Source organism: Halapricum sp. CBA1109, from assembly GCF_009741825.1.
GTDB lineage: Archaea > Halobacteriota > Halobacteria > Halobacteriales > Haloarculaceae > Halapricum.
Map to the genome: position 1 here is coordinate 1 of NZ_WPCA01000058.1, position 16,224 is coordinate 16,224.

17 protein-coding genes are annotated in these 16,224 nt (G+C 66.3%); 6 read left to right on the forward strand and 11 right to left on the reverse strand.

All coding sequences use genetic code 11. The features are described 5' to 3' along the window. Positions 1–835: hydroxymethylglutaryl-CoA reductase (locus GJ629_RS08070; protein ID WP_157512531.1), on the forward strand; the 835-nt coding region annotated here is incomplete at its 5' end. Here the strand turns inward: GJ629_RS08070 and GJ629_RS08075 are convergent. The 3 genes from GJ629_RS08075 to GJ629_RS08085 are packed head-to-tail and all read right to left on the reverse strand — an operon-like array spanning position 836 to position 2,233. Beyond that, positions 836–1,207 (reverse strand): hypothetical protein, encoded by a 372-nt coding sequence (locus tag GJ629_RS08075; RefSeq protein ID WP_157512532.1) that lies wholly within the window; start codon positions 1,205–1,207, stop codon positions 836–838. Between the two features lie 38 nt (positions 1,208–1,245). Then, a complete protein-coding gene (locus GJ629_RS08080; protein ID WP_157512533.1) occupies positions 1,246–1,662 on the reverse strand; it encodes a hypothetical protein in 417 nt (138 codons plus the stop codon). Between the two features lie 46 nt (positions 1,663–1,708). Further along, complete coding sequence (locus tag GJ629_RS08085; protein ID WP_157512534.1) at positions 1,709–2,233, reverse strand: DUF5817 domain-containing protein; 525 nt, start codon at positions 2,231–2,233, stop codon at positions 1,709–1,711. 71 nt (positions 2,234–2,304) lie between these two features. Here GJ629_RS08085 and GJ629_RS08090 point away from each other — a divergent pair, with 71 nt between their 5' ends. Further along, positions 2,305–2,643, forward strand: a complete 339-nt coding sequence (locus GJ629_RS08090) for a cupin domain-containing protein (protein WP_157512535.1) — start codon at positions 2,305–2,307, stop codon at positions 2,641–2,643. Here the strand turns inward: GJ629_RS08090 and GJ629_RS08095 are convergent. Further along, a complete protein-coding gene (locus GJ629_RS08095) occupies positions 2,640–3,332 on the reverse strand; it encodes a hypothetical protein (protein WP_157512536.1) in 693 nt (230 codons plus the stop codon). The two genes, GJ629_RS08090 and GJ629_RS08095, sit on opposite strands and share 4 nt — an antisense overlap. 107 nt (positions 3,333–3,439) lie before the next feature. Between GJ629_RS08095 and GJ629_RS08100 the strand changes: the two genes are divergently transcribed. Genes GJ629_RS08100 through GJ629_RS08110 form a run of 3 tightly spaced genes read left to right on the forward strand, consistent with a single transcriptional unit; the run spans position 3,440 to position 5,679 of the window. After that, complete coding sequence (locus GJ629_RS08100; RefSeq protein ID WP_157512537.1) at positions 3,440–3,916, forward strand: hypothetical protein; 477 nt, start codon at positions 3,440–3,442, stop codon at positions 3,914–3,916. Next, positions 3,913–4,566 carry a hypothetical protein gene (locus tag GJ629_RS08105; RefSeq protein WP_157512538.1) on the forward strand — a complete coding sequence of 218 codons (654 nt, stop codon included), beginning with the start codon at positions 3,913–3,915 and terminating at the stop codon, positions 4,564–4,566. Before GJ629_RS08100 ends, GJ629_RS08105 begins: the two co-directional genes overlap by 4 nt. 24 nt (positions 4,567–4,590) lie before the next feature. After that, entirely contained in the window at positions 4,591–5,679 is a 1,089-nt protein-coding gene (locus tag GJ629_RS08110; RefSeq protein WP_157512539.1) for an aminopeptidase, read from the forward strand. A 335-nt stretch (positions 5,680–6,014) separates the two neighbouring features. On the opposite strand, the gene phoU (GJ629_RS08115) is transcribed toward GJ629_RS08110, so the two are convergent. The 6 genes from phoU (GJ629_RS08115) to GJ629_RS08140 all read right to left on the reverse strand — a co-directional run bounded on the left by phoU (GJ629_RS08115) (position 6,015) and on the right by GJ629_RS08140 (position 13,226). Continuing rightward, complete coding sequence (gene phoU, locus GJ629_RS08115) at positions 6,015–6,695, reverse strand: phosphate signaling complex protein PhoU (protein ID WP_157512540.1); 681 nt, start codon at positions 6,693–6,695, stop codon at positions 6,015–6,017. 49 nt (positions 6,696–6,744) lie between these two features. Beyond that, the gene (gene phoU, locus GJ629_RS08120) at positions 6,745–7,416 is read right to left on the reverse strand and encodes a phosphate signaling complex protein PhoU (protein ID WP_157512541.1); all 672 of its coding nucleotides are present in this window, start codon (positions 7,414–7,416) and stop codon (positions 6,745–6,747) included. A gap of 3 nt (positions 7,417–7,419) precedes the next feature. Then, the gene (pstB, locus tag GJ629_RS08125) at positions 7,420–8,334 is read right to left on the reverse strand and encodes a phosphate ABC transporter ATP-binding protein PstB (protein ID WP_157512542.1); all 915 of its coding nucleotides are present in this window, start codon (positions 8,332–8,334) and stop codon (positions 7,420–7,422) included. Next, positions 8,327–10,945, reverse strand: a complete 2,619-nt coding sequence (pstA, locus tag GJ629_RS08130) for a phosphate ABC transporter permease PstA (protein WP_157512543.1) — start codon at positions 10,943–10,945, stop codon at positions 8,327–8,329. The genes pstB and pstA overlap by 8 nt, the downstream gene beginning before the upstream one ends. Continuing rightward, positions 10,942–12,027 (reverse strand): phosphate ABC transporter permease subunit PstC, encoded by a 1,086-nt coding sequence (gene pstC, locus GJ629_RS08135; RefSeq protein ID WP_370515831.1) that lies wholly within the window; start codon positions 12,025–12,027, stop codon positions 10,942–10,944. The genes pstA and pstC overlap by 4 nt, the downstream gene beginning before the upstream one ends. Positions 12,028–12,161: 134 nt before the next feature. After that, on the reverse strand, positions 12,162–13,226 hold the full coding sequence (locus GJ629_RS08140; RefSeq protein WP_157512545.1) for a substrate-binding domain-containing protein: 1,065 nt from the start codon (positions 13,224–13,226) through the stop codon (positions 12,162–12,164). Between the two features lie 331 nt (positions 13,227–13,557). Here GJ629_RS08140 and GJ629_RS08145 point away from each other — a divergent pair, with 331 nt between their 5' ends. Next, positions 13,558–14,574, forward strand: coding sequence for a phosphate uptake regulator PhoU (locus tag GJ629_RS08145; protein ID WP_157512546.1), 1,017 nt, complete (start codon positions 13,558–13,560; stop codon positions 14,572–14,574). Here the strand turns inward: GJ629_RS08145 and GJ629_RS08150 are convergent. Then, positions 14,565–16,037 (reverse strand): hypothetical protein, encoded by a 1,473-nt coding sequence (locus tag GJ629_RS08150; RefSeq protein WP_157512547.1) that lies wholly within the window; start codon positions 16,035–16,037, stop codon positions 14,565–14,567. The genes GJ629_RS08145 and GJ629_RS08150 overlap by 10 nt on opposite strands. Positions 16,038–16,224 lie beyond the last annotated feature (187 nt).

The window sequence follows — 16,224 nt, forward strand, 5'->3', positions numbered from 1 at the left end:
GGGGATGACCCGCGCGCCGGTGTTCTCCGTCGCCGGCGTCAGCGAGGCCGCGGCACTCGCCGACTGGGTGGGTGACAACACCGACGCTCTCCGGGAGGCCGCCGAATCGACCACCAGCCACGGCGAACTCCAATCGGTCGACCCGTACGTCGTCGGCGACAGCGTCTTCCTCCGGTTTTCCTTCGACACGAAGGACGCGATGGGGATGAACATGGTCACCATCGCCACGCAGGCGGCGTGTGACGTGATCGAAGACGAGACCACGGCGTCGCTGGTCTCGCTGTCTGGCAACCTCTGTTCGGACAAGAAGCCGGCGGCCATCAACGCCGTCGAGGGTCGCGGGCGGACCGTCGCGGCCGACGTGCTCCTGCCGACCGAAGTGGTCCAAGAGCGCTTCGGGACGACCCCCGAGGCCATCGCGGCGGTCAACACCCGGAAGAACCTCGTCGGCAGCGCCAAGGCCGGCAGTCTGGGGTTCAACGCCCACGTCGCCAACGTCGTCGCCGCGGCCTTCCTCGCCACGGGGCAGGACATCGCGCAGGTCGTCGAGGGGTCGAACGCCATCACGAGCGTCGAAGCGCGCGAGGACGGGCTGTACGCCTCCGTGACGATAGCCTCGCTGGAAGTCGGGACCGTCGGCGGCGGGACGAAACTGCCGACCCAAGCCGAGGCGCTTGACGTACTCGGCCACGCCGGTGGCGGCGACCCGGCGGGGTCGAACGCCGACGCCCTCGCGGAGGTCATCGCCACCGGAGCGCTCGCGGGCGAGTTGTCGCTACTCGGTGCGCTGGCCGGTCGACACCTCGCCAGCGCCCACGAGGAACACGGCCGCTGATCAGCCGGCTACCGGGAGTTCGAGGCCGAAGCTGTCGGCGACGATGACCGCACCGCCGAGGACGACGGCCGCGCCGCCGACGAGGACGAGCGGTCCGGCCGAACCGACGCCGAAGGCGAGGCCGAGGACGATAGCGCCGGCGCCGGCGACGAACTCGCCGCCGCCGCGGACCCGGTCGTCGATGGCGATATGGCCGACGCCGACGGCGCTGAACCCGGCGCCGAGCAGTCCCATCGCCGTGACGCCGAACGCGAACCCCGGCGTCCGCGGGAGTCCGACAGTGCCGGCGACGACGAGAAACAGTCCGGCGAGCAACCCGAGGACGCCGCTTGCTAGATCCAGAGCGGCACGGGCGCGACGCGTGGAGACCATATCTCGGCGGTCGCGGGGCAGCGAAAAGACGGTTGCGGTCAGGGAGTCTCCTCGCTCTCGACGTCCACGGCCGGGTCTTCGTCGATATGCATCAGTTCGGCGGCCAGCGCAGCGTGATAGGCACCGCTGGTCAGGAGCGCGACGGCACCGGCCGCGACGAACGCCTGCGCGGGGTCGCCGTAGGGCGCCAGCAGGGCGAGGACGACGCCGGCGCTGGCGATCAGGTCCGAGACGCCGCGGCGGGTCGTCCCGCGGGCGACGATGTCGTAGAGGCCGGCGACGGCGAACACGAACGCGACGACGAGGAGGGCGACGGCGACAGCCAACGAGTCCAGGAGAGCGACCTCGCTCAGGGCGGCGACCGCGACGAACGCGACGCCGAGGACGAGAGCGAGGACGCCGGCGCCGAGTCCGAGCGCGAACTGCTGGCCGTCGTCGGGGAGGATATCACTCATCGTCTGGGCCTTCGGCGGGGACGTATTTCAAAGTTGACGGCCACGATCAGACCAGACGGTAGGCGTCACCGTCCCGCAGGGCCGCGCCGGCCCGGACGAGTTTCTCGAGGAGGTCACGGGCCGCCGACGCCGGGACGCCGCGTTCGACGGCGTACGCGACGACTTCGTCCTCCGTCGCCGGGTCGCAGGCCTCGATGGCCTCGCGGACGACGGCCTTGCGACTGTTCGACCCGCCGGTCCCCTCGTTGGCCCGGTCGCCGGCCGCCGCCACGTCGTCGGCGTCGACCCCCTTCTCCCGGAGGTAGGTCTCGTCGTCGACGCCAGCCTCGTCCAGACGCCCCTCCATATCGGCGAAGTGGTCGAGGTCCGCGAACGCCTCGTCGAACCCCTGTCGGTCGGCTAACAGTGCCGCCCGGGCCTGTCTGGCCTCGTCTACGTCCTCGCTGGTGTGGAACTGCTTCAGACGCCCGAACTGGTGGCGCTTGCCACAGGAGGGACACTGCGTCGTCTCCGGGCGGCCCTCGACGACCCACAGCGACGAACAGTCGGTGCACCCGACGACGGCGTACATACCCGTGGGTCGGAGGCGGACACAAAAATACTCCGGGAAACGTTTAGGCGGCGGGCCGCGAGACGGCGCGTATGGAGACGATGGCACCTGCCGACGGCGAGACGGTCGAAGTCGTCGACGGCGTCTACCTCACGCAACTGTGTGTCGGCGAGTCGATGAGCGCCCAGCAGTTCCACATCGAACCGGGCGCGACCGTGCCGGAACACAGCCACCACCACGAACAGATCGGCGTCGTCCTCACGGGCACGATGACGCTCGTCGTCGACGGGGCAGAGCACGTCGTCGCGTCCGGGGAGTCCTACGTCGTCCCCGGCGGGGAGGCCCACACGGCCGAGAACAGGGGCGAGGAACCGGTCCGTGGTATCGACGTGTTCAGCCCGCCGCGGGCGGACCCCGACTGGATGGACTAGGGCGGGCCGTCCTCGCGGCGCTCTCGGCAGTACCGGAGGTCCGCCGCGGGGTCGCTGAGGTGTGTCCGCCGGCAGAAGGCGTCGATGGGTTCGCCCGTCGCGGCGACGAACTCGCCGTCGGGCAACAGCGCCTGCCGTTCGGTGACCGACCCGAGGCGAGTGTCGCCGTCGTGAAAGACCGTCTCGATGCGGAGTTGGCCGCCCGTCTCGTCGACGAAGAAGCGCCGCTGTACCCGCGCGGCCTCGCTCTCGTGGACGCCCGTGAACCGGAGGGCGGCCCCGTTCTCGACGACGACACTCGTCGCCGGTTGAAACGTCGAGGTTACCGACGACGGGTCCTCGCGGGGCGAACTGTCGCCGTGACAGCCAGCGAGGTCCGTCGCCGGGTCGCTGTAGTGGTGGGCGCGACAGAACGGGACGATGTCCTCGCCGGTGTGACGGAGGCGTCCGTCTTCGAGTAGCCAGCACTGCGTCCGGACGTCGACAGTCTCCTCGCCCTCGATATACGTCGTCTCGGCGGTCAACCGGCTCACCTCCTCGCGGTGGTAGGTCCGTTCGACGGTGGCGTCGCCGTGTCGGTGTGTCCCGCGACAGACCGGACGGCCGTGGTCGGCGGCCGTCGGTTCACGGAGGTGTTCGAAGTCGGTCGTTATCTCGTCGGTCGGCGGACGACCGGCGGCGTCTCCCATTACTCGATGTGGTAGACCGAGAGTCAAAAGCGCCACGGGCGAGGGGGCGACAGTGACCGCGTGTCTGACGAGTGTATTTTACGCTGGAGGGAGAGGATAGAACCGAGATGGAAGCGCCAGCCCGAACCGGGGTCGAGGTGGAGACGGGGTTCCCGGGCGGCAACGCTCGACTCTGTGAGCGCGAGGACGGACGGGTACGGCTCGCCCCGGAGACGCGGGACTCGACCCGCGAGTGGTTCTACTGGAACGCCGCGATCACGGCGACTACGGCCGGCGAGCGACTGATCGAGTTCGGCGACAGAGAAGTGGTCGGACCGCTCGGTCCCGCCGTCTGTGCCGGCGAGGAGTGGTCGTGGCTCGGCCCCGAGGCCCGCGTCGACGCGAGCGCGTTCCGGTACGACTTCGACGCCGGCGAGCGCGTCCGGTTCGCGTTCGCGCCGCCCTACCAGCGCGCGGACTTCGAGCGGTGGTACGACGCCCACGCCTCGAACGGCCGCCTCCACCGCGAGACGCTGACCACCTCCGAGTGTGGCCGGTCGGTACCGCTGGTCCGTATCGGCTCGGGCCGCGCCACGTCGTCGTGACCTGTCGCCACCACTCCTGCGAGACGACGGCCTCCTACGCGCTCGCGGGACTGCTGTCCGCGCTGTTGGCCGAGACACCGCTGGGGCGTGACTACACCGTCCACGCCGTTCCGATAGTCGACATCGACGGCGTCGAGCGCGGCGATCAGGGGAAGTACAGGGCGCCGCACGACCACAACCGCGACTACGTCGACGGCAACGCGCTGTCGTCGTCGCTGTCGCCCATCTACGCGGCGACGGCGGCGATAATGGGCTACGTCCGGTCGCTGTCGGGACCGCTGGTCGCGGCACTGGACCTGCACTGTCCCTACCGCTGGGGCAACGGCAACGACACGCCGTTTTTCGTCGGCGACCCCGAGGCGATAGACCCGGCACTGTCGTCCCTGCTCGACCGGCTATCCGCGGCGACCGACCGACGACCGGAGTCACTGGCGTTCGATCCCGAGGACGGGGTGCAGGGCTTCGACGGGCAGGCGGCGGCCGCGCCGACGTTCCGGTCGTTCGTCGACGAAGAGGGGGCCGACCTCGCGGCGACGCTGGAGGTGCCCTACGTCGGGACCGCCGCCGACCCGGTGACGCCGGCCTCGGCGCGGGCGTCGGCGGTGCGGTCGCGGCGGCGCTGGGCGAGTGGGCCGAGCGAAAGTAGTTAGCCCCGCCCGCCCGAGGCAGGACGTATGGACCCGCGTATCCGAGAACACGCATCGATAGTCGTCGACCACTCGATAGACTGCGAGGCCGGCGACGAGGTCGTCATCGACGCCCATCCCGAGGCCGAGGACCTCGTCGTCGCGCTGGTCGAGGCCATCGCCGACGCCGGCGCCCATCCGCTGGTCATCCAGGAGCGGACCGGCAAGCGGTTCCGCCGGGCGTACCTCCGGAACTTCGACGGCGAGTTCGAGGCACCAGACCACGTGAAAGCACTGTACGAGGCGATGGACGCCTACATCGCCATCAAGGGCAGCGACAACGAGACTCAACTCGCCGACGTCGACACCGGGACCCAAGCCGCCTACGAACGGGCCTACGAACCGGTCAAGGAGACCCGCCTCCAGAAGACGTGGAACCTCACGCTGTTCCCGGCACCGGCCAACGCCCAACAGGCCGAGATGGCCACCGAGGAGTACGAGAACTTCGTCTGGGACGCCATCGTCAAAGACTGGGACGCGGTCGCCGAACACCAGCAGCCGATGGCCGACCGCCTGACCGAGGCCGAGAAAGTCCGCATCGTCTCCGGGGAGACGACTGACCTCACGATGTCCGTCGCCGGCAACGAGACGCTGAACGACCACGGCGAGGCGAACCTCCCCGGCGGCGAGGTGTTCACCGCGCCCGTCGTCGATTCCGTCGAGGGCGAGGCGTACTTCGACATCCCCATCTACCATCAGGGCCGGGAGATAGGCGGCGCCCACCTCGTCTTCGAGGACGGCGAAGTGGTCGAACACAGCGCCGAGAAAAACGAGGAGCTGCTGACCGACGTGTTAGAGACCGACGAGGGCGCGTCGTATCTCGGCGAACTCGGCATCGGGATGAACCGCGACATCGACCGCTTCTCCCGGAACATCCTCTTCGACGAGAAGATGGGCGACACCGTCCACATGGCCGTCGGCCGGGCCTATCCGGAGACAGTCGGCGAGGACAACGAGCAGAACGAGTCGGCGGTCCACGTCGATATGATTCTGGATATGAGCGAGGACAGCTACATCGAACTGGACGGCGAAGTCGTCCAGCAGAACGGGACCTTCTGGTTCGAAGACGGGTTCTGAATCGAGCATCGTGTTCAGATAAGTGGTCTCCAACAGGAACGATCAAGACAGAATGAAATCCCCCGCGGGCTCTGCTCACGGGCCGACGGCCCGTTCGTATGGTCCGAGGGACGGAGTCCCTCGCTACCTTTCAGTCCCACCCTGTTTGGCAGTCTTCCCAGCCAGAACGGGTGGACTGAAAGGGGCGAGCCGTTCGGCCTGTCCCGGACGACGCAAGGACCACAACACAGTGAGGACCGCAGCGAGTCCCGGGCGGCCGAACGGCTCGGGGCTTTCGTGCTGTTTGAAACTGCAGTCCGTATCTGAGCACTACCGAATCGAGTAACTGCAGACCCTCAATAGATGAACTTGTCGTCGTTGTCGATCATATACACCGTGCGGGCGGCGATGTTGACGGCGTGGTCGCCGATGCGTTCGAGGTCACGGATGGTCAACAGCAACCGCGAGACGTCGTTCATCAGCGTCTCGACTTTGGTCTCCTCGGCGTCGGGGCCGACCTCGCGCTCGATCAGTTCGCGCATCACGGTGTCCGAAACGGTCGCACAGCGCTCGTCGACCTCGTCGTCGCGGGCGGCGATTTCGGCGCAGGCGTCGACGTCCTCCGCGGCGTAGGCGGCCATCGCGTCCTCGACCATCTCGACGACGGTGTCGCCGATGGCTTGGATGTCGACCTCGGGGAAGGCGTCCCGGTCGGCGTTGAGGGTGTACTCGCCGAGATTGACCGCGAGGTCGGCGATGCGTTCGAGGTCGGTGATGATCTTGAACGAGGCGGCGATGAACCGGAGGTCGCCCGCGACCGGTTGCTGGAGGGCCAGCAGGTCGACACAGTCCTGTTCGAGGTCGAGATACAGTTGGTTGATCTCGCCGTCGCCGTCGATGATCTCCCGTGCGGTCTCTTTGTCTTTGCTCTGGAGGGCTTCGAGGCCCTCGCGGACGCGATCGAGGACGACTTCGCTCATATAGAGGACGTCCTCCCGGAGTTCGTCCAAGAGTTCCTGATATGATTCTCGTGGCATAATCGTTGTTGGTCGGGTCCGTCGTTTATACGTTTCTACTTGTCTGGAATCAGTACAACAGCGCGTCGTCGAACTCGAACATGTAGTAGGTCCGAGCGGCGACGTTGACCGCGTGGTCGCCGACGCGTTCGAGGTCACGGACGAGGACGAGCACCTCGCGGGCGGCCGCGGGCGCGGCGGCGATGGGCGAGTCGGCCTCGCCGGAGTACTCGACTAGTTGTCTGATGATGGTGGCGCTCGCGGCCGCACAGCGCTCGTTGAGTCGGTCGTCGCGGCTGGCGACCCCCTTGCAGAGTTCGGCGTCGCCCTCGGCGAAGGCGTGGAGGGCGTCGTCGAGCATCGCGGCGGCGAACTCCCCGATTTCGACCAGCGGGACGGCCGCGAACGTCTCGCCCGTGTCGTCGCCGACGAGCGTCTCCGCGAGGGCGGCGAGGTTCGTCGCGAGGTCGGCGATGCGTTCGAGGTCGGTGAGAATCTTGAACGCGGCCGTCACGAGTCTGAGGTCACCCGCGACCGGTTGTCCAAGGGCGAAACAGTCGATACACTCGCCTTCGAGGGCGAGATAGCGCTGGTTGATCTCGGCGTCGCCGTCGATAATCTCGTCGGCCAGTTCCGGGTCGAAGGTGTCGACGGCGGTCAGCGCCTGCCGGAATCGGCCCTCGACGACCCGACCGAAGGCGATGACGTCCGCCCGGAGGGACTCCACTCTGTCCTCGGCCATCGGCTATCCGAACTTGCCGGTGATGTAGTCCTCGACGCGCTGGCTCTCGGGGTTCTCGAATATCTTGTCGGTGTCGTCGTACTCGACGAGTTCGCCTCCGGTGAGGAAGACGGCGGTCTGGTCGGAGATACGGGCGGCCTGCTGCATATTGTGCGTGACGACGACGACGGTGTAGTCCTCCGCGAGTTCCTCGATGAGGTCTTCGATTTTCGAAGTGGCGATGGGGTCCAGCGCCGAGGCGGGTTCGTCCATCAGGATGACCTCGGGGTCGACTGCGAGACAGCGGGCGATACAGAGCCGCTGTTGCTGGCCGCCGGAGAGGCCCAAGGCGTTGTCGTCGAGGCGGTCCGAAACCTCTTCCCACAGCGCCGCCTGCTTCAGCGAGCGCTCGACGATTTCCTGTTCCTCGTCCTTGTCGTCTCGACCGAGCAGTCGTGCGAGTAGGCCCGTCTCGATGTCGCCGTGCTTGCGTGGGCCGTAGGAGATGTTGTCGCGGATAGACTTGGGGAAGGGGTTGGGAGCCTGAAAGACCATCCCGACGCGCTTTCGGAGTTCGACCAGATTCGTATTGGGATCGTATATCTCCGAGCCGTCGAGCTCGACCGACCCCTCGATGTTGGCGATGTTGATCCGGTCGTTCATCCGGTTGAGACACCGGAGGAACGTCGACTTCCCACAGCCGGAGGGGCCGATAAGCGCGGTGACGCTCTTCTCAGGAATGTCCATCGAGACGTCCTTGAGCGCGTGGTCGTCGCCGTACCAGACGTTGAGGTCTTCGACCGACAGTTTCGGCGGCCCGTCGAAACGGTAGTGAGTCCACTCCTCGCGGAGTCGCTCCTGGCTCTCGCCGCTGGTCGTCTGTGCGCTGTCAGTCGTCGATTCGGTTGCGGTCTCTGTTTCGGTGATGGTCTCACTCATAGTTCAGTTTCCTCCGGAAGTAGGTTCGGCTGACGATACCGATCGAGTACAGCATCAGGACGACCAGCAGGAGGACGAGCGCGGTCCCCCAGCCACGGGACTGGGAGCCGCTGACGCCGGCCGCAATGGTCGCCCAGATGCCCGTCGGCAACGCAGCCGTCGACTCCATAACGGCCCCGTTGAACACGAACGGTGCGCTAGAGAGCAACTGGAAGTTGCCGAGTACGTCGGCGGCGTTCGGCGTGTTCAGCGTCGACCCGAGCACCAAGATCAGCGGTGCGGTCTCGCCGGCGATGCGACCGACGCCGAGGATGACGCCGGTGATGACGCCGGGCATCGCGGCCGGGAGGACAACGCTGCGGATGGTCTCCCAGCGGCTGACGCCCAGCGCGGCGCTGGCGTCGCGGTACTCGTCGGGGACGGACTTGATCGCCTCGCGGCTGGTGATCAACACCAGCGGCAGGAGCATAAACCCGAGGACGAGCATCCCCGCGAGCAGTGAGCGCTGATCACCGAGTCGGGGGATCAGGAGTGCGGCACCGAACAGGCCGAACACGACGCTCGGCGTACTCCAGAGGGCGTTGGTCGCCGTCTCGACGACTGCGGTGAACGACCCTTGCTCGATGTATTCGGTCAGGAAGACCGCCGCGCCGACGCCCAGCGGGATTGCGAACGTCGAGGCGCCGACGACCAGCCACACTGTTCCGATGACCGCCGGGTAGATTCCGCCCGGTTCGATTCCTAGAGGGACGTACGACTGCATCACGAACGGCCAGTCGAACGACCCGACGTTGGCGACCGTCGCCACGCCGAGGTCGACCGGTGCACCGGTGAACGCGGCGTGGAGGCCGAGGATGGTCAGAAATCCGCAGACCGCCGAGAGTCCCAACAGCGCTTGGGAGACGAACACGCGGTCGTCGCCGCCCCGGTTGCGGGCGACGGCCGCCGCAACGGCGACGACGGCACCGACGAGGACGCCGAGCAACGCCACCGCAGGGACGATGTCGATCGGTCCGACGCCGGGGCTGACCGTCACCGTCGGTTCGAGGAAAGCTGTGACCGCAAGCAGCGTGACGCCGCCGGCCAAACCGACCGGGACGTACTGAGCGTTGTCTAGGAGCCCTTCGGGACCGCTGGTCAGTGCCGACAGAGCGAACAGTGTCGCGCCCGCGGCCGCGGCCGCGCCAGCGACGACCAGTCCCGTTCCGACGGTCACCAGAACGGGGAAACCGGTGCCGACGAGGACGTACGCGATAGTCGCCAGCGCGAGACCGGTACCGACCAACGGGACGGCCTGCTGGACCCGTTCGAGGGTCGGTGACCGTGTCCCGACCCCACGGAGACTGCTGGCATTCCGGAAGAAGTAGACAGCGAGAATAAGAGTCGGGAAGGCCAAGACCCACGCGCCGACCGCCGTCTCCGGCGTGATAGCGGCGACGGTATCGATCGGGACCTCTTCGCGCCCGTCACCGAGAACCGTGTACTCGAAGGCGTAATCAAGGGTCTCGCCCGTCACGATCAGGCCCACGAGCACAACCGCGAGCGACCCGATTGCCGCGACCGGCGCGATGCGGAACGACTGGCGGGCGGCGGAGTGCCACTCGCTGGTCCCGGACGGATTACGCGCCCTGTTGATTGCCAGCACGAGCAGGGGTGCGAGCAGTACCAGAAGCGACAGCGCACCGATCTGGACCCCGTGGAAGGCGTAGGTCACGCCGCGGGAGACGACGAAGAAGACGATGGAGACCATCACCGCGACCATCATAACCGCGTTGAGGTAGATGACGAGGAACGCGCCGTACTGGCGGCCGCGCGCACCGAAGCGCGCCCGACACTTCGCGGCCGACCAGGAGGTGAACAGCGACCCGAACAGGACGAACAGCGGCACCACGATGACACCGCTGAACCCACCGGAGAGGCCCTCCGGGAGCCACTGCCAGTCAGGTCCAATCGCGCCGGTCAGTATCACGGCGGCGAAGACGGCCGTGACGGCGGCCGTCGGTAGCGTCGAACCGATGTCCTCCCGGGGGACGATGGTACCGACACCGAACAGGGCGGCCCCGAGCAGACCGGCGACGAGATACAGCGGGCCATCGAGGAAGGCCCCGCCGACTGCAGCACCGATACCGAAGCCAACGAGAGCAAAGACGCTACCCGTCAGAATCCCGGCGCTAGCGTTCGGTTGCGTGTCGACGCTGCCGGTCCACGAGGCGATGCCGGCCCCGACCAGTGACACCGAGTCGACCAGCAGGACCAACCCGAACAACGTCACCAACTGGACGCCCGTGGCGTAGACGACGGCGGTCAGCAACAGCGTCGCGGCGAGGAGACCGAGTCCGACTCCGCGCACGCGTCTGGATTCGACAGCGACGACGTTCAGCGCCGCCAGCCCGGCCGTCAGGCCGACGGCGCCGGTCACGACCGCAGAGAGGGTGAGAAACACCCCGTTCAGCGCGTCGCCGCTCGCGGTGAGCGTGACTACCTGTCCGACGGCGGCCATCGCCAAGACGAACCCGAGGATGCCGACGGCGATGGTCGTATCCAGCCAGCGGTCGTAGGCGTCGGCGTCGGCGGTCGTGAACGTCTCTTCGGTGGCGTATCCCTCGCTCATGCTTGCCCCTTGAGTTTCTTGTCGAGTCGACGCTCGATATACTGTGAGACGATGCTCATACTGGCGACGATGACGAACAGGATGACGCCGGCGACGAACAGGACGTGTTCGAGGCTCTGTGAGGCGTTCCCGTACTGGATGGCGATCATACTCGTCAGCGTCATATTGGCGTGGAAGATGTCGAACAGCGGATCGGCGAACTGGGTACCGCCAGCGAGGATGGCCGCGACGGCCATCGTCTCACCGATCGCCCGACCGAGTCCGAGGATGATCGCCGCCGAGATGCCCGAGAACGCCGCCGGAACTGAGATGGACTTCATCGTCTGCCACTTCGTCGCGCCCATCGCAACCGCCCCGTCGCCCATCGACGAAGGGACACTGGAGAGAGCGTCCTCCGACACCGAGACGACCGTCGGGAGGGCCATAATCCCGACGACGAGGCCGGCGATGAGGAACGTCGCTCCGTCGGTGAGGAACGTATCTTGAACGAAGGTGTTGAGGATGGTGAAGCCAATGAACCCGTAGACGATCGAGGGGATGCCGGCGAGGACTTCGACGCCCGGTTTGATGACCGCGCGCAGGCGTGCCCCCGCGACCTCGCTGATGAACAGGGCCCCGAGAACGCCAAGCGGCGCCGCGACGAGGGCGGCGATGAAGGTGACGACGAGGGTACCCCAGAAGAACGGGATCAACGAGACGGCCCCACCGGCCGGATTGTAGTAGCTCCCGTCGACGGGGAGGACGGCGTCGAGGAAGAAGAACCACCCGTAGTCGGGCAGGGTGACCAGGGCCGGACCGTTCTCGGTGATCGCCGGCCACGCGCTGTAGAATAGGTAGAACGTGATGAATCCGATAGTTAGCACGGTCGAGGTCGTCGCGATGAGTGTCAGCAACCGTGCGGTTGCGGCTTGGTACGTGAACCACCCGACGGCGACTACGAGCAGGAACGCGAACAGTCCGTACGATACGAAAATCGGCTGGACGAGAAAGAGCGCGATGGTGACCGCGATCAGGACAAGCCCGAGCGAGACGATGGCTTTCGACCCCGGCTCCGGATCGCTGCCGAAGAGGACTGTCGACACTCGACGGCGCGTCCGACCGAGTGTGCTCGTAGTCTCCGATACGTTACTGTTGGACATCGGCGTTGTACGTGAAACTAGTTTCGACTGTATTGTTGCTTTCTGTTCGAGACGACGACGGGATCAGCGCAACCCCGTCAGTTGGACTGCTCGGGAAGCAGGTTCCGCTGTTCCTCGCGTCGGCTGGCACCGAGTCTGAAGTAGTTGTTCGGGGCGACGAAGGTGTCCTGACCGAAGTCCGAGAGCATCATATTGACGAACGCGGCCTCGCGGCTGTCGACTTCCTCCCACGTGTACATATGGAGGTCGCGCGAGAGCGGGTACGAGGTCGCGTCGAGACCGTTCTCGTCCGCGCCGTAGGTGTAGGTCGTTCCCTCCCACTCGAGGCTGATCGGCTCCAGACCATCGGTGTCGAGGAACGCGAGCGCGATGTAACTGATCGCGTTGTCGGCGTCGGAGATGGCCGACGCGAGTCGCTGGTTCTGGCCGAACCGGGTCGCGACCGTCGTGTCCGCCTCGGGGTCGTTGAAGACGTTGCTGACGAAGGAGGTCCGCGTCCCGGACCCCTTCGCGCGGCCGAGGACCTGAATATCGCGGTCCGGGCCACCAAGTTCCGACCAGTTGCTGATGCGGCCTTTGTAGAGGTCCTTGAGCTGGTCACCGGTGATGGAGTCGACGCCGGCCTCGGCAATCTCCGTGGAGACGACCAGCGGTTGGCCGTCGACGGCGACGACGTTGTCGATGAAGTTTTCGTAGGAGTCACGGTCGGGGAGCTCGTCCTCGACGTTCCCGCTGGAGTTGCCGATGTCGATCTTGCCGTCGCGGACGTCTTTGACGCCGGTCCCGGAGTGGCTCAGAGCCACCGAGACGTTGAACGGCGGTTCGGTCTCGGAGCCGGTACCCTCGATACCGTACAGGCCCGCCCAGTAGTCGGCGAGGTTCTTGTCCGTGTCGATGTCGTACTCCTCGTGGGGCCAGTACTCCGAGTCCGACGCGGGTCGGTTACCGTTCCAGTAGGAGGCGGCGTCGTTGGCAACGGGGTACACCGTCGACGACCCGCCGGCAGTCAGGTTCTGCGAGTTCTCGTCCGGGGTCGAGCCGCTCCCTTCACTACACCCTGCCATAGCCCCTGCCACGCCGAAGGCGCTCGCTGCTGCGATGAATTTTCGCCGTGAAACACCACGCTGGGAATCCTTTGTCATCACCTGAACGGAGTGGGGAGATGGGTAAATACCCTGCTATTATTAATACAATACTCTCGATAGACTATATAGTAGTATGTATTTATAGGCACGAATATTATTCCGATAACCGTATTCCGGGCAGTAGACAGTTCCTACGGCTACTTCACAGCAGTCCGTAGCGGGGAAGACCAGCGACAGAGCGAGGGGGCCGGAGTAGTATTCCCCGGGATGGGGTTGTGACAACGACAAAATTCCGCCCACATCCGCCATTTTTGCCCCTCAATATACGTCGCCCGGATCTAAATAGAATGCGGACAATTTTTTATACGTCGGATACAGTAGTTTAGCTATGGAGACGCGCAAGGTCCAAGTCACGGGCGGGTCGACGTACACGGTATCGCTGCCGAAAGACTGGGCGACGGAGAACGACGTGAGCGCCGGCAGCGTCGTCGAGTTCCACTCCGAGGAGGACCTGCTGTTGCTCTCGCCGCGGGACGAGACCGAACGCGTCGAGGGCACCCTCGACATCACGGGGTTGACCGAGGACCACGAACTCACGCGTGCGGTGATGACGATGTACGTCAGCGGCTTCGACATCATCCAACTGGAGGCCGAACGGATCACCGCCGCCCAACGGCGGATCATCCGCGACGCCACGCAGGGCCTCGTGGGACTGGAGGTCATCGAGGAGACGACCGACCGGGTCGTCCTGCAGGACCTGCTGGACTCCAGCGAGTTGTCGGTCCACAACGCCATCACGCGGATGCGGCTGGTGTCGCTGACGATGCTCCGAGACGCCGTCGACGCCCTCGTCGAGGACGACGACGACCTCGCCCACGACGTGGTCGAACGCGACGACGACGTCGACCGCCTGTGGTACATGGTCTCGCGGGTGTTCCGGACGGTCCTGCGCAACCCCACCTCGGCCAACGACATCGGGTTCCCCCGGGAGACGGTGTTCGACTACCAGTCGGCCGCCCGGCAACTGGAGCGTATCGCCGACCACGCGAGCAAGATAGCCGACCTCGCGCTGGAGATAGAGGGGAGTTCCGACGACGTCGCCGACGAGTTGCTGGCGATGCGTGATCTGGCACTCGAAGTCCCCGAGGTGGCGATGGACGCCCTGCTGGAAGACGACCCGGAGACGGCGACCTCGATGGCCAACGAGGCTCGCGGGATGGTGCCGGCCGTCGACGAGAAGACCCGCTCGGTCGACAACGCCATCAGGCGACTCGACGACCCACAGCGAGCCCAACGGCTGGGACTGGTCGTCGACTCGCTGAACCGGACGGCCGACTACGGCGCGAACATCGCCGAGAGCGCCCTCCAGAAGGCGGCCCCGCGACCCAGCGCCACTCAGAGATAGCCCGCAAGCGGCATCACGAGGCCGATGATCCAGCCGAGGACGCCGACCACGAGCAACCCGGCCCCCTGTTCGTCTATCTTCGCCGCACCGGCGGCGATCAGCCCCAGCGCGAACGCCATACTGACCCGGTGGATGACCAGCGGAACCGGGACCGCCGACACCCCGAGGCCGCCGAAGTCCAGCACGAACGCGGCCCCGAGACCGAGCGTCCCGAACACCAGCGCGGCCTGTGGTTCGATCCGCGGCCCGACCAGCCGACTGATCCGCTGGAGGCGTTCGAATCGCGAGGTCGCGCCGAACGGCTGTGCCAACAGGAACGCCGTCAGCGGGACGCCGACGGCGATCATCGGGTACAACACTGCCAGATAGATCCGCGGGTCTATCGACTGGGCGACCCCCTCCAGAAGGATCCCGAGAGTCCGGACGCTGAGGTACAGCGCCGCGACGGCGCCCGCGAGGACGAACCCGCGGACGTTGTTGTACGTCCAGCCGACGAGCCGTCGCCCCTCGGTCTCGATGGACTGGTAGGTCTGTCTGGTGAGGATGCCCCCGGCGACGACCAATCCGATCCCGGCGAGGACGGACCCGGCGCTGGGCACGAGTTCGATCTCGGATATCCAGCCGTCGTTCATCCCGCCGTTGACGCCGTAGTGTTCCCGGCTGACCCGCTCGACGTACGGCTGGTCGATGAACCCCGACTCGAGGACGTTTCGGGAGTTGCGGGCGTCGGTGACGGTGTGGCGCAGGCGGAACCAGTCCCAGTACTCCTTGTGTATCTGGACCGCCGTCCAGTTGGTCGCCGGTTTGGTGTACGCCCGGATGTGCCGTCGCCCGCCGAAGTAGTCGCCGACGTGGATCTGGTAGGACTCGTCGATCCACGACGCCTCGCCACCGTTCGGCCGCGCGTCGATGTAGGAGTACCGCGTCGAGCCGTGGGCGTCGCTCCACTCCAGAATCGAGTCCCCCGGCCGGAACGTCCGCGTCTCGGTCGTCGTGTTCGTCTCGTTCGTCCCGTTGGGCGTCGCCACGCTCTCCGGTTGCGGTGCCGTCTCGCCGGGCGTCACGGTCCCGGGCAGGCCGCTGTCGTTCTCTGTCGTCCCGTCAGCCGTACGTGTCGGCTGTGGCGTCACCGTTCCGTTGGTCACGTTCCCCGTCGTGTTCGCCGTGCTGGAGAACTGCCACGTCAACCGCGTCTGTCTAGTGAGGAGGTTCCGAACCCGGTCGTCGTCGCCGTGGATGACCAGGTTCACCGCGAGCGTCCGCTCGCCGACCGTCTTGTTCCGGGAGGTGTACGGCCAGAGGTAACTCCCGTTGTCATCCGGTTGGATCATCTTGCTCTGTGGGACCTCCGAGCCGTCATCAACCCCCGGCGACACGAAGCCGAGTCCCAGCCCCCCGACCGCGACGTACCCGACCGTCAGCGTGAGTATCCCCGCAACGAGGAGTGCGCGTCTGGAGACCACTGTCGGAATTTATTCGCCGACCAGCAGTAAAACCCCTTCGGCCCGAAGGGGCTCCCTACGTCGCCGTTCGGGCTTTCGTGGGCGCTCCCGTTGGTCGCGCCCACCTACTCCTCCGCGGGTCGTCCCTCCCCGCGTCGGTGCCGTGGGCCTCGCTCACTTCGTTCGCTGCGGCCCACCTACTGCTCAC